Source organism: Evtepia gabavorous (genome assembly GCF_003425665.1).
Classification (GTDB): domain Bacteria; phylum Bacillota; class Clostridia; order Oscillospirales; family Oscillospiraceae; genus Evtepia; species Evtepia gabavorous.
The window spans coordinates 59,787-81,563 of record NZ_QQRQ01000007.1 but is presented as its reverse complement, the minus strand read 5'-3'; the positions used below and the strand labels follow the sequence as shown (position 1 = coordinate 81,563).

The following is a 21,777-nucleotide window of genomic DNA, read 5'->3' as shown; positions in this document are numbered from 1 at the left end:
CCCCGGCTGTAAGCCGGGGGGACCATTTTCTCCTTTGTATATAGAAAGCCGCCATCTTACTTTACTCGTTGTTTCTCCGACTTTCCTTGGTTCCCGTTCCCCATCAATAGACCACCACCGTGGTTCCATTGGGAATGTTATTGTACATCCACCAGATATCCTCATTATACATCCGCAGGCATCCATGGCTGATCGGGAATCCAATTCGGGCATCGTAGTACCGGTCAGAATTCATCGGCCAGTATTGCAGCCGGGAGTGGAAGGCATAGCCAGAGGAGCCATAGAACCGGACAATAGGGCCACAGTAGTACGATCCATAATCCCAGGCCGACTGCTTATAGGAGGTGGTAAAGACCCCGCGGATAGTAGGCGTGGCATTGGTGCCCGAGCCGCACAGGCAGGTTCGAATGAGCTTCCACTTCCCTTGCGATCCCTCAAAAATATTCACACGCTGGTAGGTCAAATTGACCCAAACAAGATATTTTGTATCACTCTTATATCCCTTGAGATTGACCCAAGCAGTTTTGATCTCTGGTTTATAATCGTGAGACTGCGCCCATGCCAATGTATAGTTGCCGGCATAACCACTGGTGACAGTCTTCAGCACATCTTCAGCGGTCAGACCATGGTAGTACAGATAATCATAATTTTCCAGCTGGATGGTTTTTGTCGCAGTAACTTTCTGTGCCCGGCCATCGGCTGTGGTATAGGAGAGGACAAACTTGATCTCCGAGGTCAGCTTCATATCCTCAGTATATTTGTATTTGTGAGACAGCTTCGGGGTATCCGTACCCAGCAAAACCGGCTGAACAGCAACCTGCGCACCGTCCACATACCAAGTCCCCGTACAAGCCTTCCCCGCCTCCGGATACTGAATGGAAGCTGTCACCTCCAGTGTCTTTCCCGCCTCCAGCTTGGCAGGGGCTTGGAGTGTGGCTGTCGCCCGGGCGATGCCGTTATCCGGGAAATTTTCCAGGGTCAGCTGAGAGGCCCCGGTTACTTCCTGCGCTCTGCCATCCTGGGTTGTGTATGTCAGACGATAAGAGACGGTACTGGTCTCCGGCATACCGTAGTAATAATCATAGCGATACACCAGCGTTGCCGGACCGCTTCCAAGGGTCAGGGGGCCAGAAGCCACCTCCTCTCCGTCCACATACCAGTAGCCCATGCAGGACTGTCCCACCTCCGGTGTATTAACCTCTGCTGTGGCAATCAGCGCCTGTCCTGCTTCCAAAACCTCCGGCAGCACCACCTCGATCTCCGCGTCAGCCAGACCCAAATCCGGGAAGGTCTCCAGTGCAACAGGTGCAGAGGCCGCTTTGGTAAAGGTGTCCCCATCATTGTTTTCATAGCTTAAAACAAATTTTACTGTTCCGTCTAACTTGAGATCATGGGTATAGTTGGGGAGAAAGTCGGAAACCGGGTCTCCCTGTCCCAGGCGTACAGGCGCCTGGGACATCAGTTCCCCATTGAGATACCAGGAGCCAGTGCACAGCTTTCCCAGGTCTTCTTCGGGTACCGTCAGATGGGCCGTTGCTTTCAACGACTCCCCGGCAGGAAGCTTCGCAGGGGCTTCCACTTCCACTTCGACGTTTTTAATATCATATCCTGTCCAGGGAATCAGCTGCTTTTTGGACACGGTAAGGGTGTAGTAACGCGTATTTAACTGGACCTCTGTGACACGTCCGTTGCCCCGCACAGTATTGTCTCGTCCCGCCAGCAAGAGGGTATCCGAGGTCCCATCCAGCGTCAGAACATTGTCTGTGCCCAGAATGACAATCTGTCCAATGGCACACCCACGCTTCACAGAAATGGTGTTTCCACTGCCTGAAACCACCAGCGCGTCCAAAGAACTGTCAATGGAAATGGTCCGGGCCTCCCCTGTGACCTCCAGCCGGGAGACCGTTCCGGCAAGAGATACCGCGCCCGTTCCCTCGCCCACAGCCAGGGTTTCCAAAGAATAGGTATCTGGCAGCGTCAGCGCCACGTCTCCAGTCCCTGCGGCCAACACCAACCGTCCAATTTTCCCTGTGCCGTCCAGCCTCAGGGATTCCAGCCGGTCTGCGCGAATGGTAACGGAAGACGCGGTAACATCCGTCAAGTGAATATTCGAAGAGGACTGATCAAACCACAAATCGCCGACTGTTCTCCCTACGATCTCCGCATCTCCGGAAAGAACCGATCCGGTTCCAATATGCCCTTCATACTCTGCCGCTGGGATATATTGATCGGCCAAACGATACAGAATCGTGGCAAACTCCGCCCGAGTCAGAGGGCGGTCCAACTGAAGCGCCCCCCCACTGCCGGAGACGATTCCCGCTTCCACCAAAGCCGCTGCGGCACGGGCCTGTTCTCCTGTCAGAAACGCAGTATCGGGGAACTGGTCCAGTACAGACAAATCCGGCTGTGCGCCAACCACTTGAAACGCCTGGCCAAACAAGATAAAAGCCTGTCCCCGGGGAATGGGGTCGTTTAGGACCTGGGCATCCTGTTCCTCCAGCAATCCAGCGTAAACCCCTTTCGCCACATCTTGGGCATACCAAGCATCCTGCGGAATCTCAAACTGTGAAATATCCCCCAGCCCCGTCACATGGAGAACTCGGCACAGAATGGTCACCGCCTGCACCATGGTCACACTGCGGTTGGGCGCCATGGTCTTGGCGTCATATCCTTTCAGGATACCGTCATCATAGGCCTGGTGCAAGGTGCCCTCTGCCCAGTGTCCTTTGACATCTGTAAAGTCAGAAAACGCAGCACTGGCCGTGGTGGTCAAACTCAGAAGGAGCGCCACACTGAAAAGCAAGGGAATGATAGCTCGAAAGGGTTGCTTCATTTCTGGTTCCTCCCAACTCTGGGTAATTTCATATGACTTCACACGGCCGCTGTGCAACCTGTAAAACCTATGGGTTCAGTGTAGCGGATTCTCCGGCAGAATGCAACTGGCCTGGGAAATTTTCCTTTTTCTTTTCCAAACAAAACAGCACAGCGTTTGACGCTGTGCTGTGAAATGAGACAGAAAATATTATCGGTACGTATAGTCATTGAGGGCCTGTCGCCGCTCTCTCCAGTCCGGCACAAAGGCCTCCAGACAGGCGTAAAACTGTCTGGAGTGGTTTGGATGGAGAAAATGAACCAGCTCATGGAAAACCACATATTCAATACAGGTCAGCGGCGCCTCCACCAACTGCCGGGCAAAGGTAACCCGCCGGGCGCCCGGCGTACAGCTCCCCCAACGGGATGTCATGGAACGAACTCGGATTTCCGGCATAGGAATTCCCAAATGCGCCATAGATGGCTGAATGGCACCGCAGAGGGAAGACGTCACCGAGAGACACAGGGCTTTCAAGAAAGCCTCCATAACCCTTTTCCGCAGGGCGGCATTCTCCGGTTCCTTCACCGTCAAGACAATCTGTGTTTCCTTTTGACAGACCGTATTTTTCTCCCCTTGCTCCAGCACTAAGACATATCGTTTTCCCAGTAAATACAGCAGCTCCCCAGTCCGATAGCTCAACGGCGCCGGGCGGCGGTCTGCCTGTGCTGAAAATTTCTCCAAAGCACGCAGGAGAAACAATGCACGCGCCTGTAAAATCGCCTCTATCTGTCCCTCGGAAACCCACTCTCCCGCCGAGACGCTCACGGAACCGTCTGCCCGTACCCGAATGTTAACATACTTCACGGGTTTTCTCGTCAGTTCATAGGAAACCTGCTGGCCATGCAGGACAATAGAGCGTTTCATTCTGATTTTTCCCGCTGCGCTAACTGCAAAAACGCCTTCACCAGTGTCGTTTCACCTCGCTTAATCTGCACAGCCATTTCCTGGGCTTCCGTCTGGCAGTAAACCTGAATCTCCTCTCCTTCCACCGATTCATTGACATAGTGCACATCAAATTCCTGTACCCGATACCTATCCCAAAACGAGGATGGCTGGGCGTCCAGAATCAGTCGAATATAATTGGTATTATTCATATGGTGGTTCAAATCCGTGTCCATGGTACGGACCTGATAAGAATAGACCAAGCATTCCTCCCCCAGCTTCAGCTTCATTCTCCGGCAGGGCGCCGTGACTACGGGCCGAAGCAAATCCATGTCCATAGGAAATGGCGTACTGTCTACCCGTCGAAGGCTGTGGTCCCGCACGTCAATGGCACACATCTCCTGCCGTGCCCGGAGAAGGGGTTCTCCGTCCAATGTCTCCAATAGGACATTCAAATGAATGGAAATGGGAGATACTTTTACAGGAAAGACTTTTAACCGGATATGATCCATCCAGAGCATTTCTTTGTCGTAGCAGATTTTCGTCCGCGCCACAGCCCAAACCACCTGATGCGTCCGAGACAGTCGAATGGCATCACAGCGGTACTGATGAAACAGCTCTGTCATCGCATCCTGCAAAAGCAAAGCGGCCTGAAAGATCCCCAGTTCACACCGGCGGTCAGAGTAAGTGGAGGTGAGATTCACTTCTTTTTCATAGTGATTTTTCAAAATTGTTCTCCTATCTTCTATCGGGTTGCTGTCCCACCGGAAAGAATCGACCACAAAAACGGTTGCGTCGTCCCTTCCCTTTCGGTATAATCTATGTTGGTTTTCCAGGGATACCCCTCTTTTCCCCTATTGGGAGCCGCCATCCTCCGTTCCTTCCCATCCAGTCCAGAAAAAAGACAACGATTTTCACCCGGATTTCCCGGGAAACCAATGATTTTACTTCCTTAATTGAATAGTTTACAACATTTTTTCGCAGGAAGCAAGGGAAAAGCCATGGAACAAAACTATACTTACATTCTTCTTTGCGCTGACAACACTCTGTACACAGGCTGGACCACCAACCTAAAGAGGCGTTTGGCATCCCACAATGCCGGCACTGGAGCGAAATATACTCGTCCCCGCCGCCCAGTACATCTGGTCTACTGCGAGGTCTTTGACAGCAAAACGGAAGCAATGCGGCGAGAGTGGGAGATCAAACAACTCAGCAGAAAAGCAAAGCTTCTGTTGATTGCTTCCAACCCATACAGAAACAAGCCGTGAGGGGCTTCGACACAGCAATCCCTCACGGCTTGTTTTATTCTTCTGTTTTCGTGGACGAACCCGAAGTCTCCCCCTCCTCGCCTGGTTCCATAGGATGCTCTGGCGCTTTGTCCCCGGAAGCATCCCGGCCACGGCCTCCTTTTCGATAGTTCAGGTAGTGCCGCACCGCCACAATGAGAAAGAGAATCCAAATTTGGGTTCCAAAAAGCCACATCTCAGGAATCCCCGGTACCAACGCACGGAGGGCCTGGTCCCAAAAAATCCCCACCAATAAGGTCAGCCACAAAAGGATCAAGGACCCGAAGGAATTTTTCTTCCGAAAGAAGTAGCTCTGTACCAAAAAGACAACCACCCAGATCACAAGCCAAGGCAGATTGCTTACGATTTGCGGCATGAAAATACCGCCTCCTTCCCCTCCACAATTTTTATCATTCTACCATATTCCACGAAGGACCACAAGCCCTCTCTCCCTGTCCAGGCTAAGGCAAATTCTCCTTTAGAAAAGAAAAGGCTTGCCTTTGGCAAGTCTTTTCTACTCGTTTATCGTTTTCCGCCCTTCGTGTCACAATATAAGCAGCGGTAAACACCATGTTCCCGGTCGGTCAACCGGAAAATATGAGGAAGCTCTTGCTCAATGGATGTGATACAGCGAGGGTTTTTACAGCGGATGACACCCGTAATCGTCTCTGGGAGGTGGGGATGAATTTTCTCCATCCGCTCTCCGCCGCGGATAATATTGACGGTAATGTGAGGATCAATATAACCCAACATGTCGTAGTTCAGGTCAATGACCTCATTGATTTTCAAAATATCTTTTTTCCCATACTTGCCGCTGGAGGCGTTTTTGATGACCGCCACCTCACATTCCAGCTTATCCAGGCCCAGATCCCGGTAGAGGTCCATGCCCCGCCCTGCGGGGATATGGTCAATGACAATGCCATCTACAATGGTCCCTATGATCATCTCACTCCACCTCCAACAATTTCAGAATCAGCGCCATTCGGATGAACTTCCCACAGAGAACTTGTCGGAAATAGCAGGCCCGGGGATCATCGTCAATGGCAATGGAAATCTCATTGACACGAGGCAGCGGGTGCAAAATGGCCAAATCCCACTTGGCTGTCCGAAGCTTGTCTGGGGTGAGGATATAGCTGTCCTTCAAGCGGACATAGTCATCCTCATTGAAAAACCGCTCCCGCTGCACCCGGGTCATGTAGAGGATGTCCAGTTGGGGCATAGCCTCCTCCAGAGAAGTGGTCTCCTCATAGTCAATGCCGTTTTTCTCCAGCAGGTCGGTACGCACACTCTCAGGCACACGGAGCTCCTCAGGGGAAATGAGCACAAAACGAACATTCGGATACCGGGACATCGCACCAATCAGGGAATGGACCGTCCGGCCAAATTTCAGGTCACCGCAGCAGCCAACCACCAGCGAATCCAGTCTTCCCTTCTCCCGTTTGATGGTCAGCAGATCCGTCAGGGTCTGCGTGGGGTGGTGATGTCCCCCGTCACCGGCATTGATCACCGGAACCGTAGCCTTCATGGACGCCACCAGCGGCGCACCCTCCTTGGGATGGCGCATGGCTATGATATCCGCAAAGCAGCTTACCGTCCGCGCGGTATCCGCCACACTTTCTCCCTTGGTGGCGGAAGAGCTCTGGGCCTCATGGAACCCCAGCACCTGTCCCCCCAATTCATACATGGCTGACTCAAAGCTTAAACGGGTTCGGGTCGAAGGTTCATAGAAAAGGGTTGCCAGCTTTTTATACCGGCACTTCTCCCGGTAAACCTCGGGGTGCTCGATGATATCCTCCGCTTTGGCAATCAGCTCGTCAATCTCTTCCACCGTCAGATCCGTGATGTCAATCAAATCTCGCTTCATACACTGCCCCTTCCTTTCTGTTCACGGTAAGACACAAACAAGGCCGTGTCAGCCGGTTACTTCTGAATCCAACGGGTATCAGAGGGATCGTCCCGGAAAGCCAGCAGCCGCGCCTGGTCTTCTGCCCGGATATACCCCTCTTCCGCCGCCACTTGGGCCACCGTGTCCAGATCGGTCAGGCTTACGTTTTTCACCTGAGCTTCGGCCAGGCGTTCCACGCTCTTTCGCATTCCATAGGTAAAAATACTGGCAATGCCCAAAACCTCTGCCCCCGCCTGGCGCAGAACCTCCACCACCTCCAGCACACTGCCGCCGGTGGAGATCAGGTCCTCAATCACCACCACCTTTTGTCCGGGAACCAGCTTGCCCTCAATTTGGTTTTTCCGTCCATGATCCTTCGCGCCAGAGCGAACATATCCCATGGGGAGCGCCAGCAGGTGGGCGGTAATGGCAGCGTGGGCAATCCCCGCAGTGCTGGTCCCCATGAGGACTTCCGCCTCGGGATAATGGGTTTTAACCAATTCCGCCAGGCCGTTCTCCACATCCAAACGGACCTGATGATCCGAGAGGGTCAGGCGGTTGTCACAATAAATGGGACTTTTGATCCCGCTGGCCCAAGTAAAGGGTTCATCCGGACGGAGAAACACCGCCTGAATCTTCAGCAAATCTTTCGCAATCTTTGTCTTCATGGCAATCGCCTCCTCAATCTGTAAATTCTCTCACGCAACGCTCATAGGCGGCCACCGGGTCTGCCGCAGCGGTAATGGGACGGCCCACCACAATATAATCGGAACCAAGGTCCTTTGCCTGGGCCGGTGTTGTCACACGGACCTGGTCCCCCTTGTCTCCCTCCGCAAACCGAATACCAGGGGTTACGGTCACAAAGTTTCTGCCGCAGGCCTCATGGACCTTTCCCGCCTCCATGGGAGAGCAGACCACACCATCCAATCCGGCTTGGGCCGCGTTGGCAGCATAAGCCATGACGGTCTCCTCCATCGTTCTGGGGATCAGCAGTTCCTCCTGCATTCTCGTTTGGCTGGTGGACGTCAGCTGGGTCACCGCAATCACCAAGGGACGAGAGCCGTCCGGTCGGGTTACCCCTTCCAGCGCACCCTCCATCATCGCCCGGGTGCCCGCCGCGTGAAGGTTTATCATATCCACGTCCAGTCGGGACAGAACCGCCATGGCCTTTTTTACTGTGTTGGGAATATCATGGAGTTTCAGGTCCAAAAAGATTTGATGCCCCCTTGCCTTAATCTCCCGCACAATGGACGGGCCTTCGGCATAGAACAACTCCATGCCGATTTTGACATAGGGCTTTCTCCCAGAAAACTGGTCCAAAAATGCCAAGGTTTCTGCTTTGCTGCTGAAATCGCAGGCTACGATCACATCTTTTCCCATCTGTGGGCACCTCCAATGATTTCGTTGATCTCTTGAATGCCCAGGCGCTCCATGAGCCCGGGCAGGCTGTCGATGATCTCTTGACAGGCAAACGGATTGACTAAGTTAGCCGCCCCCACCTGCACAGCGGTCGCTCCGGCCAGCATCATTTCCAGGACATCTTCCGCGCTTTGGATGCCGCCCATCCCAATGATGGGCAGATGGACCGCCTCGTAGACCTGCCAAACCATCCGCAACGCCACGGGAAAAACCGCTGGTCCGGAAAGACCGCCTGTGGTGTTGGCCAAAACAGGCGCCCGTTTTTTCAGGTCGATCCGCATGCCCATGAGAGTGTTGATGAGACTCAATCCGTCGGCCCCGCCCTTCTCACAGGCCTGGGCAATGGATACAATATCTGTCACATTGGGAGAGAGTTTCATATATACTGGTTTTCGGCACACTTCCTTCACCGCCCGGGTTACATCATAAACCATGTGCGGGTCCGTTCCGAAGCTCATGCCCCCGTGGTGCACGTTGGGACAACTCACATTGACCTCAATGAGGTCCGTGTAGGGTGAGGCATCCGCCTTGGCGCAGCATGTCACGTACTCATCCAAAGAAAACCCACTGATGTTGGCCAAAATCGGCTTTTGATAGACCTCCCGCAGCTTGGGGAGCTCCTCAGCCACCACCCGGTCAATCCCAGGATTCTGCAGTCCCACCGCATTGAGCATTCCCCCTGCCGTCTCCGCGATCCGGGGGGCCGGGTTGCCGAATCGAGGCTCCCGGGTGGTTCCCTTGATGCTGATGGCACCCAGACAGTTGATGTCATACCACTGAGCAAATTCATATCCGAATCCAAACGTACCACTGGCAGGAATCACGGGATTGTCCAGTAAAACGCCGCTCAATGTCACTGCGGTCTTCACCATAGAATTTCCTCCCTCTCCAGCACGGGGCCCTCCCGGCAAATTCGCTTGCTGCCATATTTGGTCTGACAGGTACATCCCATACAGGCTCCAAACCCACAGCCCATCCGTTCCTCAAAGCTGAATTGTCCCGAGGTCACAGCCTTTTCGTCGATGGCCCGAAGCATGGGCGCAGGCCCACAGGTATACAGATAGGTATATCCTGTCTGGGGCATGGCATCTGTGACAAAGCCTTTGATCCCCAGGGAACCATCCACCGTGGTCAAAGAGACTGCAATCCCCAATGCCCGGAACTCCGCAGTCAAAAATTGTTCCTCTTTCCGGTTGAACCCCAAAATAGCCCGAGGCGATTTGCCCTGTGCAATGAGCTTTTTGGCCAAGGCATACAGCGGCGGAATCCCAACCCCGCCTCCAATCAGCAGGGGCTTGTCCCCGGATTTCTCCAAGTCATAGCCATTACCCAAGCCAGTCAGGAGGTCTAACTCCGTCCCCGGCACCATTTGACTCATCTGTGCCGTCCCCTGCCCCACTACCTTATAAATCAAAGTCAACTGCGCCTCATTCCAGTCACAGACGGAAATGGGGCGGCGGAGAAACTTCCCTGTCAGCGCGATGTTCACAAACTGTCCCGGCGCGGTGATGGCCTCTGTGTCTCCCGCTAAAACCATTCGGAACGTGGCCGGCGCCAGTTCCTTATTCTGAAGAACCGTAAACTTTCCTCGCTTCATCGGGACGCTCCCCCCTCCGCCTGCCAGGCGATCTTTCCGCCGCAGATAGTCAATAAGCACGTTCCAAATACGCTCCGGCCTGCAAAAGGAGAGCTTTTTCCCATGGAAAGAAAGTGCTCCGGCTGAATGGTCTCTTCCGCATCTAAATCAAATACCGTAAAATCAGCCGTTGCCCCTTCCTCCAGGGGCGCACCGATGCCAAATCGCTTGGCCGGATTGGTGTGCATCAGGTCAATCAGCTGTGCAAGGGTGAGAACCCCCGGTCTCACCAACTCCGTATAGAGCACAGGAAAGGCCGTTTCCAGGCCCACGATGCCGTTGAGGCTTTTTTCCAGTCCCCCCGCTTTTTCTTCGGCGGAATGCGGCGCGTGATCCGTGGCAATCATATCCACTGTCCCATCCAAAATTCCGGCAATGAGTGCCTGCCGGTCCTCCTCCCCACGAATGGGAGGATTCATTTTGAATCGCCCGTCCTCCTGAAGCATTCCATCATGGAATACCAGATAGTGCGGCGCGGTCTCACAGGTCACATCCAGCCCTTCCCGCTTGGCACTGCGGATCAGCTCCACCGATTCCTTGGTGGACACATGGCAGACGTGGTAGGCACAGCCTGTCTCCTGTACCAGCGCCAAATCCCGTTCCACCTGCTTCCACTCGCTGGCGGAGGGATTGCCTCTATGTCCGTGTGCCTTTGCATAGGCACCATCGTGGATATAACCGCCTTGAATGAGGCTCTCGTCCTCACAGTGGGCCACAATCAGTTTGCCCAGTGCCTTCGCCCGCCGCATGGCCTGCTTCATTTTTTCCGGGTCCTGCACCCCTTTTCCATCATCAGAGAAAGCCACCACATGGGGGGCCATCTCCTCCAATGCGGCCAGCGTTTCCCCCTGCTCTCCCACGGTAATGGCGCCATAGGGATAGGTATGAATCACGCTGTCCCGGGCAATAGCCTCTAACTGAGGACGCAGATGTGCCAAGCTGTCCGGCACCGGCTTCAAATTGGGCATGGGGCACACGGCGGTAAATCCCCCATGGGCCGCAGCCCGCGTCCCTGTGGCAATGGTTTCTTTGTACGAAAAACCCGGCTCACGGAGATGAACATGGACATCTACGAAACCGGGAAACAAAGAACCATTCTTTAATTCAATCACACGGGCGTCAGAAAGGGTGGGAGCCTCCTTGGAAAGAGAAACAATACGACCGTCCTCCACGAGAACAGACAGCTTCTCCGCAGTTCCCTTTCGAAACACCGTCACCTGATTCAGGAGAATCTTCATGCACTTGTTTCCTCCCGTCTTGAAAAGTAGCACTTGGCGTTTGTAGTATGTTACCAGATACCAGACGTTCTGTCAATTCTTAATGAAATAATATTTCTTTCTATCACATTTCCTTTCCCAGCCTGACGAATTATGGCGAGAGCCAAACTGTCATATTCCCATCTTCTCGCCGAGGAAAAGAATGATTTGACTTTTTCACATAATTATTGCACAATCAGAAGGAGAAAACACGATACTGCGTCTGAAAAGGAGCCTATGCTATGCTCAACAAAAAAATCGAATACTTTGTTACATTGGCCGAGTGTCTGAGTTTCACGCAAGCTGCCGCAGTACACTCTGTATCCCAAACCGCCATCAGCCAGTATATTGCCTCTCTGGAAGGAAAACTGCAGGTCCGTCTGTTTAACCGCAATGCCCATTCCGTCTCGCTGACAGATGCGGGCCAATTTTTTTATGAACGGGTTAATTTTATGCTGCGCTATGACAAAGACACCAAAAAGCGCCTCATCGCCATTGCAGAGCAGTATCGCGGCCACGTTAAAGTGGGAATCGGCATGTACGAATCCCGACATACGGAGGATTTCTTCTCCCGTTTCTTAATTGCTCATCCAGAAATTAAAGTGGATATTTTTCAATACCCCTACGGTGCGCTGACAGAAAAACTAAAATCCGGGGAATTGGACGTGATTTTGGCCAACGTTCTCTGTGAGCACGCTTTTGCCAAGGAGGACATTCTCTCCCGACCCATGTTTGAGGCTTACAACTACCTGGTCGCTGATCGCGCCATTGCCGCCAAGTATCCCCAGGGAGATGCGGTTTCCATGCTGCGGGGGGAATGTCTCATTACAAACTGTGAAGATACCGGGCCAAATTCCATGGACATGCTCCGCCAAATGCTTCTCCGGGAATTTGGTGTTGTGCCGGAACGGTTCGCCCAAACCAACAGTACCAATGCACAAATGCTGATGGTCCGGGCCCGCCACGGTGTCGCCATTGTTCCAGACATCGTCCCCGAAGCCCAGGAGTCCAATCTGGTCCGCATCAAAATGAACATGGGAGATATGACGCGATATGACATGGTACGTCTGGCGGGCAACAACAATCCCTCCGCGCAGATGCTGATGGAATTTGAATGATCTCCCCCCAAACAGGCGTGTTTCTCTGAATACAGAGAGCGCGCCTGTTCTCTATTTACGGACCTTCACGCCGATTGAGAATCCGGATTTTCTGGCTCAGCAGCGCCCAGTTTTGGGAAAAAGGCCGCAGCAAATTCCAATAAGCCACACCGCCAATCCCATATTGCAGCGCCAGTTGGAGCTTTGCCTGAATGCTCCGGGCATCCTCGAACCAGACCTGATGGGCAATTCCCTCCCGTGTATATCGGAAATAGGGGGCCTGAGATACCGTATCAAATTGAATTTCTGCCCCCACCTGTCCTGCCAGCCGAACCGCCTCCTGATTCCCTATGGTGGCAGCCCGGCGGCTGGGCTCATAGGGAAGGGTCCAATCATAGCCATAGTTCGGGATTCCCAGCTGAATCTTTCCCGGAGCAATCTCTGTCACACCATACTGTAATACCTCTTCCACTTGGGGCAGAGGGGCCACCGCCATCGGTGGGCCATAGGCATATCCCCACTCATACGTCATCAGCAGCACAGAGTCCGCAATGGCACCGATGACACTGTAATCATGGGCGGCATACAGCGGTCCAGACTGCTGGGCGTGGGTTTTGGGCGCCAGATCGACGTGAAGGAAAAAGCCATCCTGATGAAGCCTCTCCCGGGCCCTACCCAAAAAGTGAAAGAACGCCTCTTTGTCTCTCTCCTCCACATATTCAAAATCCACATCCAGCCCGAGGTATCCCTTCTCCAGCATCACTTGGAGCAATTGGTCCAGCACAACCTCCTGCAGCCTCTGATCTTGAAACAGATGGGATGCCCGCTGGGAGGAAAAGGTCCCGCTCTCATCTATGGAAGTCAAAACCAGAACTGCCCCTGCCCCAAACAGGGAGGCCTCCGCAAGCAGGCGGCTGTCCGCCAAGGGAACCAGTGCTCCATCCTCCCGAAATCCATAGGAAAAGAGAGACAGGTCCGTCAGATATGGCATAGCCTGCCGGAGAACCCGTTGTTCTATATGGGGATAGGCATAGCCATTGACCATCAGAGAACCCTCCGGTTCTTCCTTCGGGCGAAGGGTAAGATGCTCCCCCACCGTAAGAGGCGCCCCTTGGGCAAGGGACGGATTTCTCTGGATCAGCTCCCGTGCCGAGATTCCCGCCTGCCGGGCAATGCCATAGATCGTGTCTCCTGACCTAACCTGGTAGGTCTCCTTCGGAATGAAAACAACCAATGCCTGCCCTGGCACCAGGGGCTGTTCCGGCAAAAGGCCGTTGTCGCTGCGCAGGCGTTCCAAAGAGACCCCATACCGCTTCGCGATACTGGTCAAAGAATCTCCGCTCTGCACCACATAAATCATAGAATCCCTCCCTGCCGGCTTTCCTGCACTACCCTATGCCCACAGAGATGCGTTCATGCAAAAACACGGGTTCCGGCGGGAACCCGTGTTTCCAGGAAAGGCAGATGTCAGCTCTGCCGCATACAATATTTCTGAGGTGATGAAACTATGGATGCCAGCGGAAGAAACGCCATCGTCACCCTTCTTGCCAATCTCCTGTCGGAACGTCTCGACGAAGAACAACTGGCGGCGGCAGCTTCCGTCATCACCCAGCTCGGAACCACCCTGGGGTTCTTGGCCGCCCAGCGTGCACTGGACGCCACGCGAAACTTAAATGCCGCCCAACGGCAGGCACTGTCTTCCGATCTTGCAGAGGATGGAACACAATCTCCCCAGCACAATATAGAAACGAAGCCATAAGACCATACGCCACACTTTTTCATGCGTGCGGGACCAACGCAGCTTTTTCTTACGGCTTGGTGTTCTGGCTTTCTTCCAGCTTTCGATAATCCAGCTTTCCTCGCTCCGTATAAGGAAGCCGTGACCAGAAACAGTACATACCGGGAATCAGATACGTATTAAGCGCCTGCTTGGCGCGCAGCCGAAGTGCCCGCTCCAAGGTTTCCTGATCGGTCCCTGGTTGGGGGACAATATGGGCCACAGGAACGGTCTCTCCTCTGGAATTCCTGCCTCCCACCACTGCGCAGGCCTCCACTTGATCCTCCTGCAAAAGGCACTCCTCAATGACAGAAGGAAATATCTTAAAGCCATTGCGGGAAATCATGCGCTTTTTTCGCCCCGTGACCACAATTCTGCCGTCGGCGGTTTGATGGCCCAAATCCTTGGTCCATACCCATAAGGTCCCATCGGGGCCAGGACGGAGAACCTCAGCGTCCGCCTCCGGCACGCCGTAGTATCCATTCATCACTGTATTGCTTTGAATGATCAGCTCCCCCTGCCCCTCCGGTGGGCAGGCCGCTCCGGTCTCAGGGTCCACTGCTATGATCCGACAGCCCGGCAGGGGACGTCCTACATCCCCCGCCTCCCAGTCCCCATAGCTGACACAGACAATCCCGGCCACCTCAGACATTCCATATTCCTTGATCAGCCGGGCGGGGCAGCCTCTCTGGGCCAAAAAATCATTGATCCGTCGCTCCATCGCCGCCGTCATGGCATCGCCGCCGCAGCGTGGGACCTGCAGGAAAGACAGGTCGGCTTGGTCCGCCCACGGGTCCTGGAGAAGCAGCTGCCAGTAGGAGGTGGTTCCGCTGACCTGTTCCGGACGATAGCGCCGCAGCATCTCTCCCAACTGCTCGGGGCGAAACATGGGGTACAGGATAATCGTCATACCCAGGCACAGCGGCACATGAACACACTGGCACAGGCCGAATGCTGAAAAGAGCGGAAGAAGCACCAACGTGGCTCCCCCCCTCCCGTACATCGTCCCCACCTGGGTATACTGCTCCAGGGAGGCCCGAAACGCCCGGCGGGAGAGCATCACACCCTTGGCCGGGCCTGTTGTTCCACCGGTATATGTGATGGCCACCGGCTCCTCCCAGCGGGCAGATTCCGGAACAGATTCCCCTGTATCTTGGAGAAATTCTTTCCAGGAGACACATCCCGGTCCCTTCTCCCCTTCCCAGACGCCCACCCGGAGTTTCCGCCCCAGCTCCGGCGTGAGATAGGGAGCCAGAGGAAGCACCACAAAATGTTCCGCCGGCGCATGCCCACGGTTGGCGTATACTTTTTGGAAAATTAGTTCTAAAACCAGAACGACCTTAGACTTTGCCCGTGTCAGATAGAACTCTACTTCGGCTGGGCTCAGCTTCATATCAACCCAGTTGGCCACCGCGCCGATTCGGTCAATGGCATAAAATGCAATCACCGCCTCAGGGGTGTTCAGGGATAAAATGGTCACCAAATCCCCTGACTGCACGCCAAGCGCCCGCAGCCCTGCTTCCGCCCGAAGAATCTCCAGAAAGAAGGCGGCGAAGGTAAGACTTTGGTCCCCGCACCGCAGGGCAACTGCCGGCTCCATACCGGCCGCCCCTTCCCACAGGTCCTGATAAAGGGTCTTTTTCATTCCAACAGCGTCAGTTTGGGCCCCCCGTCGGGATTCCGGTCGTTGTCTGGGCCGCCCTTCTTATTGATGGCAATGTTGTTCGGATCAATGGGGACCTTCCGCAGCATCAATCCGGGAACCCCCGAGGCAGCAGCCAGGCTGGCACACTGGGACTGCATGTACGGAAAAAGCTGGTCATAGACCTCCCCATGCACTTGGCGCTTCACCTCGTCTGTCGTCGCATTGGAACAGTTGAAAATACCCACCAGTTCCACTGTCATGGTAAACTTGCCTCCCACAAATTCCTTATCCCGGAGGGTTTGCTGAAGCTTTCCCACGCAGCGGCTGCCGTCGGAGGAAAAACTCACGTTGAGGGAAAATGAACTGTCCAGCTGAATTTGGCCCGATTTCTCTAATTTATTGCTCAGGTGGATCTCCTGCACTTTTTGTGTGACTAATGTTGCGTTTGCCATAACTCCAGATCCTTTCTTCCGTTGTCAATCGGTGATGGCTTTATTATAGTACAGCAAGGGCCGGAAAGTCCAGGCCTTTCTTTTTGGCGGCGGGCTGTTGTAGAAGCCAAACATCTTTTTGCCTCTCTTGAATAATTCTGCCAGGAAAACACACAATAAAGGCACAATCCAAATCAAGGGAGAGAATGCTTTGGACACGAAAAAACTTGGGCGGCAGACCGTCCGCCTCACTTCCCCTCCCTCCATTGCCGGCTTTGGCAGTGCCGTAGGGAAGAAAGAGGGACAAGGTCCCCTGGGCCGCTGCTTTGACTTCGCCAGCCAGGATGACAGCTTCGCTGAAAAAAGCTGGGAGAAAGCAGAGACGGCAATGCAGAAGCAGGCCCTTTCCTATGCCCTGGACAAAGCGGGGATTTCATCCGATCAATTGGACTATGTCTTTGCCGGAGACCTGCTGAATCAGTGCATTGCCACCTCCTACTCCCTCCGGGCACAGAACGCCCCTTTTTTCGGCCTATACGGCGCCTGCTCCACCATGGCGGAAGGGATGTCTCTGGCGGCCATGCTGGTGGACGGCGGCTTTGCTTCCTACGCAGCGGCTCTGACCTCCTCCCATTTTTGCTCGGCGGAGCGCCAGTACCGCAACCCCCTGGAGTACGGTGGGCAAAAGCCGCCCACTGCACAATGGACCACCACAGGGTCCGGCGCGGTCATTCTGTCCCGCAAAGGAACCGGTCCCTTTATTACCCATGTCACCACAGGCAAAGTTGTGGACAAGGGGATTACCGACGCCAACAACATGGGGGCCGCCATGGCCCCCGCCGCCTACGCCACACTCCACGCCCATTTTGAGGAAACCGGACGCTCCCCCGACTTTTATGACCTCATCGTCACCGGCGACTTGGGCAGCCTGGGAAAGGAAATTGTCACAGACTTTTTCCAACGGGATGGCATTGACCTGAGAGGCCGCTATGACGACTGCGGTGTCCTTCTCTTCGATCCCACCACCCAGGATGTCCATGCCGGTGGGTCCGGCTGCGGATGCAGTGCCGTAGTGCTTACAGGGCACCTTCTCCGAGAAATGCGGCGGGGAACCTACCGCAACCTGCTCTTCTGCGGGACAGGCGCCCTCCACTCTCCCACCGCGACCATGCAGGGGGAGAGCATCCCTGGAATCTGTCATGCCGTGGCCATCACCACGGAGAAAGGAGGTGCGTCATGAGTGACGCCAGCACCTATTTGGCCGCCTTCCTCTGCGGCGGCATTCTCTGTCTCATCGGACAGATCTTGATTGACAAAACCAAGCTCACCCCGGCACGAATTCTCGTTCTTTACGTGGTGGTGGGTGTCATCCTGGGCGCCACAGGACTGTACGGACATCTGGTAGAGCTTTGCGGTGCAGGTGCTACGGTCCCTCTCACAGGCTTTGGATATAACCTGGCCCGCGGGGTGTCCAAGGCAGTCGCAGAAAGCGGTTTCCTGGGGACCTTATTGGGCGGCGTGACCGCTGCCGCAGGGGGGATCACCGCTGCTGTCTTCTTCGGCTACCTTGCCGCTGTCCTCTTTAAGTCGAAGCCAAAAACCTGATCCCCGTTGCCTTTTCTCCCTCCGGCTGGTATAATGTTTGCAACATCGACGGGAAACTTCATGTTTCGCCAAGCACGGACGAGGAGGCGCCTTATGGTCACCTGGGAAGAATTAGAGGCTCGATGCCGGCAATGTCAAAACTGCCCCCTGTCAGAGACCCGCACCAACGTTGTCTTCGGCGTGGGAAACCGGCAGGCAGACATTTTATTCATTGGAGAAGGTCCCGGTGAGCAGGAAGATTTGCAGGGGGAGCCCTTCGTAGGCCCCGCCGGAAAACTTCTGGATTTGATGTTGTCCCTGATTGACCTGGACCGCTCCAAGGTCTACATCGCCAACATCGTCAAATGCCGCCCGCCCCGCAATCGGGACCCCTTGAACACAGAGCAGGACGCCTGTATTGGTTATCTCCGCGCCCAAACGGCCTTGATCCGCCCCAAAATCATCGTTTGTTTGGGCCGAATCGCCGCCATGCGGATCATTGACAAGGGATTTCGTATTACCAAGCAGCATGGGCAATGGTTCGACCGGGCCGGCGTGCAAATGACTGCCATTTATCACCCCTCTGCGGTCCTGCGGGACCCCCTGAAAGGTCCGGATACTTTTGTAGACCTAAAAGGCATTCAAGCCAAAGTACGAGAACTCTGCCCGGATAGTTTCTCCCCTCGCCCGGAATAATGCAGCATATAAAAACTCCCTTTGTCTCCGTTTCTCAGAGTACAAAGGGAGTTTCTTCTTCTCTTCTTCCATCAAAGGGGGCACACATTTTCAGGACACCCGTCCAGGTAGGCCTCCACATTCCGGAACACAATCTCCGCACGCCGAAGCATACTTTCCTCTGTGGCAAAGGCCACATGAGGGGTTAGAACGGTGTGTTTTGCCCTCAAAAGAGGATACGTTTCCGGAAGGGGCGGTTCCATATCAAATACATCAATACCAGCCCCAGCAATCTTTTCCTGGTTCAGTGCTTCCGCCAAAGCGGTATTGTCCACAACAGCGCCTCGGGCCACATTGATGAGAATGGCCGTGGGTTTCATCTTTTGCAGCATGGCCCTTGAGATCATCCCCTTGGTCTGAGGATTGCTGGGCAAATGCAGGGACACAATGTCACTCTGCGCCATCAGTGTTTCCAAGGAGACATAGGAAATCCCCATCTCCTCTACCTCGGGACGAACCGTGCGGGAATAGGCAATAACCTTGGCACCAAAAGCCTGGAACAACCGGGCTGTCATGGTTCCAATGGCGCCGGTTCCCACAATGCCCACAGTACACCCTCCAATTTCGCGGCCACGGAGCGCCCCGCCTACGCCGCCGGTTCGGACAGCCGTTTCACAGTCCGGCATGTTCCGCAGGCAGGCGATGGTCAAGCCAATGGCAAGCTCCGCCACACACTGCGTTGAATATCCAGCGGCATTGCAGAGCATTACGCCCTTTCGCTTGCAGGCATCCAGGGCCACATGGTCAATCCCTGTGAATGCCACATCCAGCATTTTAAGGTTTGGCGCAGCCTCCACCACTTCCGCAGGATAGGGGTTATTGGCAAGAATGACAATCTCACTCTCCCCGGTGCGGCGGATGAGCTCAGCCGGGTCAGTGGTCTTCTCTCCATAGGCGGTGAACTGGTGTCCCCTCTTTTCCAGGCAGGACTGATACCGTGCCAACACTTCTTCTGGAATGCCAAGGGGCTCCAGCAATGTAATCTTCATGGAACCTTCCTCCTCTTCTCCCGCTCAGAAGGGCAAATTCATTCCGCCGGTAATTTTTCCCATGCTGGAGCTCATGTCCTCCATGGCCGCCCGAACCGCTTCATTGACCGCAGCAATCACCATATCCTGGAGCATTTCCACATCCTCCGGGTCCACTGCCTCGGGGTCGATGGTCAATGCCTTCAGCGTATGCTTGCCATCCACTGTGGCGGAGACCACGCCGCCGCCCGCCGTGGCGGTGTATTCCTTCTCCTGGAGCTCCGCCTGGGTTCGCTCCATATCTGCCTGCATTTTTTGGGCCTGCTTAATCATATCCATGTTCAGGCCGGGCATTCCCATGCCCATTCCTTTGCCGCCTTTCCGGCCCATTGGGGGACGTCCATAACCTTTTGCCATCGTGTTCTCGCTCCTTTAATCCAGTTTATTTCACGGTAAAATTTCCAAATTGCCGGCCTAAGGCCAGCAGATCATCAAATTTATCCCCTTCCGGCGGAGTCTGGACTTCCGCATGGGACAATGCTTGAGAGGCAGAGGGATTCCGCCGTTCCGCCGGTTCCGGTTTTCCCACTTTGAAAACCACCCGCCGGGGCTGCCCCAGATAGGCCTCTGCCGCACGTTCCAGGAGGGAAGGGGTATCTCCCCTGCTGAGGAATCCTTTCGTCAGTTCTGAATCCACCCACAGCGTAAGGGTCCTCTCCTCAAAGGTTCCCGTTACAGACTCTGGCTTGTGCAAAAAGGAATGCACCATAGGCGGCAAATCCCGCAGGGTAGCCAAAAAGGCCGGCCACTGTCCTGAAGGCACCTCTTCCGATGGATGCCTCCCCCGCTGTTCATCATTCGCCGTCAGCATTTTTTTCTCTCTGTCCATCTTTACGTCGGGAGACAGAGCCGGCACATCGAATGGGCCAGAGGAAAATCCAGCGTCCTCCCAAGGGGGCACATCCTCCTCCGAAAAGACAAACGTCTCCTCTTCCTCCTGGGGAGACACCGGCACCCACGGCGGTGTCTCCTCCGCAGGAATTGGTTCCTTTGAAGAAGCGTTCTCCTCTGGCGGCGAGACGATTTTCTCCTGCTGTATCGGGATGCTTCCCTGAGACAGCTGTTCCTCTAAACGGCTGAGGCGGGACAAAATCCCCTCCTCGGTCTCAGACAAACGGCGGTCGCAAAGCCGAATTAGGCAGAGCTCAACGTCGAAGCGCCGGCTGCTGCTACGGTACAGTTCTGCCTGTGCTCTCTGCAAAAGAGTCATGATCTGCACCAGCTCCCCGGAGGTAAACCGCTGGAGCAGCTGTCGGATGGTGCGCTCCTCATACCCTCCTGTCAGAAGTCCCTGGCCGCCCTCCGGCGCGGTTTTCCGAATCAGAAGATCCCGGACCAATGCCGCAAGCTCTCCCAGCAACGCCCCCATGTCCTTACCATCCCGATAAAGGCCATCCAGCGCCTCCAACGCGCCGGCGGTGTCCTCCCGGGCCACACAGTCCAAAAGTTCGGCGGTTCGACGATTTCCCGCCAATCCCAAAACGTCCAAAACAACGGTTTCGTTGAGCTCTCCCTCTGCCCCGCTGCACTGATCCAGCAAAGACAATCCATCCCGCAGCCCACCATCGGCCAGACGGGCCAGAAGCTCCGCGGCAGGTGTTGACAACGGAATTCCCTCCTGGCGGGCAACATAATCCAGTCGCCCTGCCAACGCCTTAGGAGAGATCCGCTTAAAGGCAAATTGCTGACACCGGGATTTGATGGTGGCGGGCACCTTATGCAGTTCGGTCGTGGCCAAAATAAACATCAAATGGGCCGGAGGCTCCTCCAGAATCTTCAGCAGCGCATTGAATGCCGCTGTGGACAGCATGTGAACCTCATCCACAATATAGACCCGCTTACGCACCGCCGCCGGCGTATAGGCCGCCTCGTCCCGCAGCGCGCGAATCTGATCGACCCCGTTGTTGGAGGCGGCGTCCAATTCTAAAACGTCCAGGATAGAACCGTTCTCAATTCCCAGACAGGCGGGGCAGGCATTGCAGGGATTGCCGTCCACAGGATGCTCACAGTTCACCGCCCGAGCCAAGATCTTGGCACAGGTGGTCTTTCCAGTCCCCCGGGTTCCCGTAAAGAGGTAGGCATGGGATAAACGTCCCGTCGCCACTTGCCGTTTCAGCGTCTCTGTGATATGGGGCTGCCCCACCACCTCGTCAAAGGTGCGGGGGCGCCACTTGCGATAAAGCGCCTGATACACCCGCTCTCCTCCTCTGCCCACAAAAATCAGTCCGCCAGACACATTCGGGA

At 54.8% G+C, this 21,777-nt stretch carries 23 protein-coding genes; 6 read left to right on the top strand and 17 right to left on the bottom strand.

Going from position 1 to position 21,777, the window contains the following annotated elements; genetic code table 11:
* Positions 1 to 103 precede the first annotated feature (103 nt).
* The 3 genes from DV520_RS06010 to DV520_RS06000 all read right to left on the bottom strand — a co-directional run bounded on the left by DV520_RS06010 (position 104) and on the right by DV520_RS06000 (position 4,482).
* A complete protein-coding gene (locus DV520_RS06010; RefSeq protein ID WP_117142128.1) occupies positions 104 to 2,833 on the bottom strand; it encodes a L,D-transpeptidase family protein in 2,730 nt (909 codons plus the stop codon).
* Between the two features lie 189 nt (positions 2,834 to 3,022).
* Entirely contained in the window at positions 3,023 to 3,736 is a 714-nt protein-coding gene (locus DV520_RS06005; protein WP_117142127.1) for a M48 family metallopeptidase, read from the bottom strand.
* On the bottom strand, positions 3,733 to 4,482 hold the full coding sequence (locus DV520_RS06000) for an acyl-ACP thioesterase domain-containing protein (protein WP_165850048.1): 750 nt from the start codon (positions 4,480 to 4,482) through the stop codon (positions 3,733 to 3,735). Before DV520_RS06000 ends, DV520_RS06005 begins: the two co-directional genes overlap by 4 nt.
* Positions 4,483 to 4,755: 273 nt before the next feature.
* Here DV520_RS06000 and DV520_RS05995 point away from each other — a divergent pair, with 273 nt between their 5' ends.
* Entirely contained in the window at positions 4,756 to 5,022 is a 267-nt protein-coding gene (locus DV520_RS05995; protein WP_021919192.1) for a GIY-YIG nuclease family protein, read from the top strand.
* A 34-nt stretch (positions 5,023 to 5,056) separates the two neighbouring features.
* Here the strand turns inward: DV520_RS05995 and DV520_RS05990 are convergent, their stop codons facing one another.
* The 8 genes from DV520_RS05990 to DV520_RS05955 form a co-directional block, all read right to left on the bottom strand.
* A complete protein-coding gene (locus DV520_RS05990) occupies positions 5,057 to 5,416 on the bottom strand; it encodes a hypothetical protein (RefSeq protein ID WP_117142125.1) in 360 nt (119 codons plus the stop codon).
* Between the two features lie 146 nt (positions 5,417 to 5,562).
* Positions 5,563 to 5,985: an aspartate carbamoyltransferase regulatory subunit gene (locus DV520_RS05985; RefSeq protein WP_021919190.1), complete on the bottom strand. Its 423-nt coding sequence runs from the start codon at positions 5,983 to 5,985 to the stop codon at positions 5,563 to 5,565.
* Between the two features lies 1 nt (position 5,986).
* Positions 5,987 to 6,904, bottom strand: coding sequence for an aspartate carbamoyltransferase (gene pyrB, locus DV520_RS05980; protein WP_021919189.1), 918 nt, complete (start codon positions 6,902 to 6,904; stop codon positions 5,987 to 5,989).
* A 56-nt stretch (positions 6,905 to 6,960) separates the two neighbouring features.
* Positions 6,961 to 7,593 (bottom strand): orotate phosphoribosyltransferase, encoded by a 633-nt coding sequence (pyrE, locus tag DV520_RS05975; RefSeq protein WP_117142124.1) that lies wholly within the window; start codon positions 7,591 to 7,593, stop codon positions 6,961 to 6,963.
* A gap of 13 nt (positions 7,594 to 7,606) precedes the next feature.
* Positions 7,607 to 8,305, bottom strand: coding sequence for an orotidine-5'-phosphate decarboxylase (gene pyrF / locus DV520_RS05970; RefSeq protein WP_117142123.1), 699 nt, complete (start codon positions 8,303 to 8,305; stop codon positions 7,607 to 7,609).
* A complete protein-coding gene (locus DV520_RS05965) occupies positions 8,290 to 9,216 on the bottom strand; it encodes a dihydroorotate dehydrogenase (protein ID WP_117142122.1) in 927 nt (308 codons plus the stop codon). The genes pyrF and DV520_RS05965 overlap by 16 nt, the downstream gene beginning before the upstream one ends.
* Positions 9,210 to 9,941 carry a dihydroorotate dehydrogenase electron transfer subunit gene (locus DV520_RS05960; protein WP_021919185.1) on the bottom strand — a complete coding sequence of 244 codons (732 nt, stop codon included), beginning with the start codon at positions 9,939 to 9,941 and terminating at the stop codon, positions 9,210 to 9,212. The genes DV520_RS05965 and DV520_RS05960 overlap by 7 nt, the downstream gene beginning before the upstream one ends.
* Entirely contained in the window at positions 9,938 to 11,218 is a 1,281-nt protein-coding gene (locus DV520_RS05955; protein ID WP_117142121.1) for a dihydroorotase, read from the bottom strand. Before DV520_RS05955 ends, DV520_RS05960 begins: the two co-directional genes overlap by 4 nt.
* 260 nt (positions 11,219 to 11,478) lie before the next feature.
* On the opposite strand from DV520_RS05955, the gene DV520_RS05950 reads away from it, so the two are divergent.
* Positions 11,479 to 12,354, top strand: a complete 876-nt coding sequence (locus tag DV520_RS05950) for a LysR family transcriptional regulator (protein WP_021919183.1) — start codon at positions 11,479 to 11,481, stop codon at positions 12,352 to 12,354.
* 55 nt (positions 12,355 to 12,409) lie between these two features.
* On the opposite strand, the gene DV520_RS05945 is transcribed toward DV520_RS05950, so the two are convergent.
* The gene (locus tag DV520_RS05945) at positions 12,410 to 13,693 is read right to left on the bottom strand and encodes a glycosyl hydrolase family 18 protein (protein WP_117142120.1); all 1,284 of its coding nucleotides are present in this window, start codon (positions 13,691 to 13,693) and stop codon (positions 12,410 to 12,412) included.
* A 147-nt stretch (positions 13,694 to 13,840) separates the two neighbouring features.
* Here DV520_RS05945 and DV520_RS05940 point away from each other — a divergent pair, with 147 nt between their 5' ends.
* Positions 13,841 to 14,092: a hypothetical protein gene (locus DV520_RS05940; RefSeq protein WP_117142119.1), complete on the top strand. Its 252-nt coding sequence runs from the start codon at positions 13,841 to 13,843 to the stop codon at positions 14,090 to 14,092.
* Between the two features lie 49 nt (positions 14,093 to 14,141).
* On the opposite strand, the gene DV520_RS05935 is transcribed toward DV520_RS05940, so the two are convergent.
* Both DV520_RS05935 and DV520_RS05930 read right to left on the bottom strand, forming a co-directional pair.
* A complete protein-coding gene (locus DV520_RS05935; protein WP_117142118.1) occupies positions 14,142 to 15,755 on the bottom strand; it encodes a class I adenylate-forming enzyme family protein in 1,614 nt (537 codons plus the stop codon).
* Entirely contained in the window at positions 15,752 to 16,207 is a 456-nt protein-coding gene (locus DV520_RS05930; RefSeq protein ID WP_021919179.1) for a protein-export chaperone SecB, read from the bottom strand. The genes DV520_RS05935 and DV520_RS05930 overlap by 4 nt, the downstream gene beginning before the upstream one ends.
* Positions 16,208 to 16,397: 190 nt before the next feature.
* Here DV520_RS05930 and spoVAD point away from each other — a divergent pair, with 190 nt between their 5' ends.
* The 3 genes from spoVAD to DV520_RS05915 all read left to right on the top strand — a co-directional run bounded on the left by spoVAD (position 16,398) and on the right by DV520_RS05915 (position 18,466).
* A complete protein-coding gene (gene spoVAD / locus DV520_RS05925; protein WP_021919178.1) occupies positions 16,398 to 17,426 on the top strand; it encodes a stage V sporulation protein AD in 1,029 nt (342 codons plus the stop codon).
* Positions 17,423 to 17,791, top strand: coding sequence for a stage V sporulation protein AE (spoVAE, locus tag DV520_RS05920; protein WP_021919177.1), 369 nt, complete (start codon positions 17,423 to 17,425; stop codon positions 17,789 to 17,791). The genes spoVAD and spoVAE overlap by 4 nt, the downstream gene beginning before the upstream one ends.
* Positions 17,792 to 17,884: 93 nt before the next feature.
* Positions 17,885 to 18,466 (top strand): uracil-DNA glycosylase, encoded by a 582-nt coding sequence (locus tag DV520_RS05915; protein WP_021919176.1) that lies wholly within the window; start codon positions 17,885 to 17,887, stop codon positions 18,464 to 18,466.
* Positions 18,467 to 18,537: 71 nt separating this feature from the next.
* Here the strand turns inward: DV520_RS05915 and DV520_RS05910 are convergent, their stop codons facing one another.
* The 3 genes from DV520_RS05910 to dnaX are packed head-to-tail and all read right to left on the bottom strand — an operon-like array spanning position 18,538 to position 21,727.
* On the bottom strand, positions 18,538 to 19,494 hold the full coding sequence (locus DV520_RS05910) for a 2-hydroxyacid dehydrogenase (RefSeq protein WP_117142117.1): 957 nt from the start codon (positions 19,492 to 19,494) through the stop codon (positions 18,538 to 18,540).
* Positions 19,495 to 19,518: 24 nt separating this feature from the next.
* Positions 19,519 to 19,890, bottom strand: a complete 372-nt coding sequence (locus DV520_RS05905; RefSeq protein ID WP_021919174.1) for a YbaB/EbfC family nucleoid-associated protein — start codon at positions 19,888 to 19,890, stop codon at positions 19,519 to 19,521.
* A 25-nt stretch (positions 19,891 to 19,915) separates the two neighbouring features.
* On the bottom strand, positions 19,916 to 21,727 hold the full coding sequence (dnaX, locus tag DV520_RS05900; RefSeq protein ID WP_117142158.1) for a DNA polymerase III subunit gamma/tau: 1,812 nt from the start codon (positions 21,725 to 21,727) through the stop codon (positions 19,916 to 19,918).
* Positions 21,728 to 21,777: the final 50 nt, after the last annotated feature.

What these genes read in the sequence shown, in the direction of transcription:
- DV520_RS05995 (WP_021919192.1), top strand. Translation starts at nt 4,756, where the DNA reads ATGGAACAAAACTATACTTACATTCTTCTTTGCGCTGACAACACTCTG.
- DV520_RS06010 (WP_117142128.1), bottom strand. Translation starts at nt 2,833, where the DNA reads ATGAAGCAACCCTTTCGAGCTATCATTCCCTTGCTTTTCAGTGTGGCG.
- DV520_RS06005 (WP_117142127.1), bottom strand. Translation starts at nt 3,736, where the DNA reads ATGAAACGCTCTATTGTCCTGCATGGCCAGCAGGTTTCCTATGAACTG.
- DV520_RS05915 (WP_021919176.1), top strand. Translation starts at nt 17,885, where the DNA reads ATGGTCACCTGGGAAGAATTAGAGGCTCGATGCCGGCAATGTCAAAAC.
- pyrF (WP_117142123.1), bottom strand. Translation starts at nt 8,305, where the DNA reads ATGGGAAAAGATGTGATCGTAGCCTGCGATTTCAGCAGCAAAGCAGAA.
- spoVAE (WP_021919177.1), top strand. Translation starts at nt 17,423, where the DNA reads ATGAGTGACGCCAGCACCTATTTGGCCGCCTTCCTCTGCGGCGGCATT.
- DV520_RS05930 (WP_021919179.1), bottom strand. Translation starts at nt 16,207, where the DNA reads ATGGCAAACGCAACATTAGTCACACAAAAAGTGCAGGAGATCCACCTG.
- DV520_RS05945 (WP_117142120.1), bottom strand. Translation starts at nt 13,693, where the DNA reads ATGATTTATGTGGTGCAGAGCGGAGATTCTTTGACCAGTATCGCGAAG.
- DV520_RS05965 (WP_117142122.1), bottom strand. Translation starts at nt 9,216, where the DNA reads ATGGTGAAGACCGCAGTGACATTGAGCGGCGTTTTACTGGACAATCCC.
- DV520_RS05940 (WP_117142119.1), top strand. Translation starts at nt 13,841, where the DNA reads ATGGATGCCAGCGGAAGAAACGCCATCGTCACCCTTCTTGCCAATCTC.
- DV520_RS05990 (WP_117142125.1), bottom strand. Translation starts at nt 5,416, where the DNA reads ATGCCGCAAATCGTAAGCAATCTGCCTTGGCTTGTGATCTGGGTGGTT.
- DV520_RS05985 (WP_021919190.1), bottom strand. Translation starts at nt 5,985, where the DNA reads ATGATCATAGGGACCATTGTAGATGGCATTGTCATTGACCATATCCCC.
- DV520_RS05910 (WP_117142117.1), bottom strand. Translation starts at nt 19,494, where the DNA reads ATGAAGATTACATTGCTGGAGCCCCTTGGCATTCCAGAAGAAGTGTTG.
- DV520_RS05950 (WP_021919183.1), top strand. Translation starts at nt 11,479, where the DNA reads ATGCTCAACAAAAAAATCGAATACTTTGTTACATTGGCCGAGTGTCTG.
- pyrE (WP_117142124.1), bottom strand. Translation starts at nt 7,593, where the DNA reads ATGAAGACAAAGATTGCGAAAGATTTGCTGAAGATTCAGGCGGTGTTT.
- pyrB (WP_021919189.1), bottom strand. Translation starts at nt 6,904, where the DNA reads ATGAAGCGAGATTTGATTGACATCACGGATCTGACGGTGGAAGAGATT.
- DV520_RS05955 (WP_117142121.1), bottom strand. Translation starts at nt 11,218, where the DNA reads ATGAAGATTCTCCTGAATCAGGTGACGGTGTTTCGAAAGGGAACTGCG.
- DV520_RS05960 (WP_021919185.1), bottom strand. Translation starts at nt 9,941, where the DNA reads ATGAAGCGAGGAAAGTTTACGGTTCTTCAGAATAAGGAACTGGCGCCG.
- DV520_RS05935 (WP_117142118.1), bottom strand. Translation starts at nt 15,755, where the DNA reads ATGAAAAAGACCCTTTATCAGGACCTGTGGGAAGGGGCGGCCGGTATG.
- DV520_RS05905 (WP_021919174.1), bottom strand. Translation starts at nt 19,890, where the DNA reads ATGGCAAAAGGTTATGGACGTCCCCCAATGGGCCGGAAAGGCGGCAAA.